A 3,069-nucleotide genomic window follows, 5' to 3' on the forward strand; every position below is an offset into this window, starting at 1 on the left:
GTGCATTATCGCGCTCTTGCGCACCTGGGTGACCTTTGGCTAAATCGGCGGCATGAGCAGCAATTTTATAGGTGATCAGCCCTTCTTTTACGTCTTCTTTATTTGGTAAGCCTAAATGCTCTTTTGGTGTTACGTAGCAGAGCATCGCACAGCCATACCATGCAATTTGCGCCGCGCCAATCCCTGAAGTGATATGGTCATACCCTGGCGCAATATCGGTAGTCAGTGGCCCAAGCGTATAAAAAGGCGCTTCGTCGCAATGCTTAAGTTGCTCTTCCATATTGGCTTTGATCATATGCATTGGCACATGCCCTGGGCCTTCAATGAACACTTGTACATCGTGTTTCCAGGCGATTTTGGTCAGCTCACCTAACGTACGCAGTTCACTAAATTGCGCTTCATCGTTAGCGTCAGCAATGGAGCCTGGACGCAGACCATCGCCCAATGAGAAACACACATCGTATTGCTTTAAAATTTCGCAGATATCTTCAAAGTGAGTGTATAAGAAGTTTTCTTGATGATGCGCTAAACACCACTTCGCCATAATTGAACCACCGCGCGACACAATTCCAGTAACACGTTTCGCGGTCATTGGTACGTAACGTAATAACACACCAGCATGAATAGTAAAGTAATCAACGCCTTGCTCGGCTTGTTCAATAAGGGTATCGCGGAAAATCTCCCACGTTAGGTCTTCTGCCACACCATTTACTTTTTCAAGCGCTTGATAAATTGGCACTGTGCCAATTGGCACCGGTGAGTTACGTACCACCCATTCTCGGGTTTCATGAATATAACGACCCGTTGATAAATCCATTACGGTGTCTGCCCCCCAACGGGTTGACCAGACCATTTTTTCAACTTCTTCTTCAATTGATGAGCTGACTGATGAGTTGCCAATATTAGCGTTCACTTTGACTAAAAAGTTACGGCCAACAATCATCGGCTCAGTTTCAGGATGATTGATATTGTTTGGTAAAATCGCACGGCCACGGGCGATTTCATCACGTACAAATTCAGGAGTAATAAATTCAGGAATACTCGCGCCAAACGACTCGCCTTGGTGCTGTTGCGCTAATAATTCTTGTTGAAGTTGCGCACGGCCCATATTTTCACGAATTGCGACATATTCCATTTCAGGAGTGATAATACCTTGGCGCGCATAATGCATTTGCGTGACATTTTTACCGGCTTTAGCGCGGCGAATTTTTGGTAAGTGCTCAAAACGAATATGATCTAGGCCTTCATCGGCCATACGTTGCTGGGAAAACTGTGAGGTAACGGACTCTAAAACTTCAGTATCGCCACGGCTTTCAATCCACTGCTCGCGATACTTATCCAGGCCTTTACGAACATCCAAGGTAAAATCAGGATCAGTGTATGGGCCAGAGGTATCATAAACACGCAGTGGTGCATTTGATTCGTACACTGGGTTTTCATCGGTGCCGCCGATAAAGGTATCACTCAAAGTAATTTCACGCATACCAACACGCACATTGTCATGAGTGCCTGGTACGTAAACTTTATGTGAACTTGGGAACGGTTGCCCAGTCAGGTTATAAATGTAATCTGATGCAGCGGCACGGGTTTCGCGGCGAGACGGTTTATTTGTTGTGTTTGACATGACTTACCTCATTGCTAAAAGGGTTGTCTTGTCAGATATTGCTATGCAATAGAGAGTAGCAAATGCTACATGGATCGTAGATTGGTGTTACAAAAAAGTACACCCAACCTTGGCAGCCACAGTACTTATACGCCAAACAGGCGCACAAGCACCTGTTTTAGGCAGCTTGTTCCCTACGCAGGTGTTAGCCTGATCAGGTTCACGGATCCCGCTTTCGCGATCTCAGCCTTTAAGTTAAAACTCAAGGCACTCCGACAAGTAAAAATTCTATATATTGTTCGCTGATGAGTGTACGTTAGATACACGCTTGCTGCAAGGGCTGAACTTGTAGATCAGCCCGCGGGAATAAACGCAAATGTTTGCTCGCCGTTTAAAACGAGTTGTTGATCTTGAATTTGCAGTGGCACGCCTTGTTTTAATGCATTCAAAAACTGCTGTTCAAACTTATCCAACTCAGCACCACATGATTTACGAGTCATCCCCAACTTATTCACCGTTAGATGACTATCATCAAGTTGGCCTTCGCCAAAAAACTTATTACAACCGGCAAAACCATTGACTTGCAAAGCTTCTATAAAACTCAATGAGGCGGAATAAGATGCCGGGATCGCTAAACCATCAACTCGTGATAGTTGCCACTTGGTGTATTTCAATTGCTCACTAGTGACGGTCCCTGTCGATGAGCAGCCTATACATAAACCGATAACAAGCATCGGTATTGCTGCTAATTTCATGTGATTACTAACCTAAAACTCAATCGCAATATGATAACAATAAATAACAGTTTATACCGTTAATAATGCATGTTTTTAATGTAAAAAAATGTTCTAAGATAGTAAAAAAGGTGCCACCGGAAAATTACTCAGACTTAAATAGTAGATCAACTTGCGCTGGCAAAAATGGTCGGCCTTGCTCATTCACCGATGTGCCAATCACCAATGCCTTTAACATTACTTTTTCGTCATGCTTTCGTACTATGGTTTGTCGAAAAGCAAACTTTAAGCGGCTAATGCGCTCAGGCGCTACAGCAACGTAAAACTCATCCCCAGGGACTAATGATTGTTTGTAATCCATTTCGCTGCGCATTACTAAAAGGTTAATTTTATCGCGAGCAAGCTGCGCAAAATCAACCCCGTTGGCATGCAAAAATTCATGGCGTGCATGTTCTAGGTAGTTAAAATACACACTATTATTTACAATACCTTGTAGATCACATTCGTAATCACGCACTTTAAAATCAACTTTAAAGGTCATATTTGTATTCCTTATTATGTATACTGTGCGCGTTTATAGCACATTAATATATCTAGTATCACGACTTTAATAAGAATAGTTGCTATCATGCAAGTCCCTGAAATGGAGTTAAGTAACCGAATGAAACTACGCTTGTCTTTAATTACTGCCGCGCTCTTACCATTAGTATGCGCCCCTGCTTTTGCTGATGA

Annotated in this window: 3 protein-coding genes and 1 riboswitch; all 3 genes read right to left on the reverse strand. The window is 43.2% G+C overall.

Translation table 11 applies throughout. From position 1 onward, the window contains the following. Nucleotides 1-1,624 (reverse strand): phosphomethylpyrimidine synthase ThiC (gene thiC / locus ENH88_RS08120; RefSeq protein WP_304181504.1); only part of this gene is annotated, 1,624 nt, incomplete at its 3' end. A gap of 153 nt (nucleotides 1,625-1,777) precedes the next feature. Then, nucleotides 1,778-1,888, reverse strand: a riboswitch (TPP riboswitch). A gap of 68 nt (nucleotides 1,889-1,956) precedes the next feature. Further along, entirely contained in the window at nucleotides 1,957-2,358 is a 402-nt protein-coding gene (locus tag ENH88_RS08125) for an META domain-containing protein (protein WP_304181506.1), read from the reverse strand. Nucleotides 2,359-2,482: 124 nt separating this feature from the next. Next, nucleotides 2,483-2,878 (reverse strand): acyl-CoA thioesterase, encoded by a 396-nt coding sequence (locus tag ENH88_RS08130; RefSeq protein WP_304181507.1) that lies wholly within the window; start codon nucleotides 2,876-2,878, stop codon nucleotides 2,483-2,485. Nucleotides 2,879-3,069 lie beyond the last annotated feature (191 nt).

Origin of the sequence: Pseudoalteromonas prydzensis, assembly GCF_011050055.1 — a bacterium.
Classification (GTDB): domain Bacteria; phylum Pseudomonadota; class Gammaproteobacteria; order Enterobacterales; family Alteromonadaceae; genus Pseudoalteromonas; species Pseudoalteromonas prydzensis_A.

Bases quoted from the DNA above. Each gene is read 5' to 3' on its own strand.
- ENH88_RS08125 (WP_304181506.1), bottom strand. From the start codon at position 2,358: ATGAAATTAGCAGCAATACCGATGCTTGTTATCGGTTTATGTATAGGC.
- ENH88_RS08130 (WP_304181507.1), bottom strand. From the start codon at position 2,878: ATGACCTTTAAAGTTGATTTTAAAGTGCGTGATTACGAATGTGATCTA.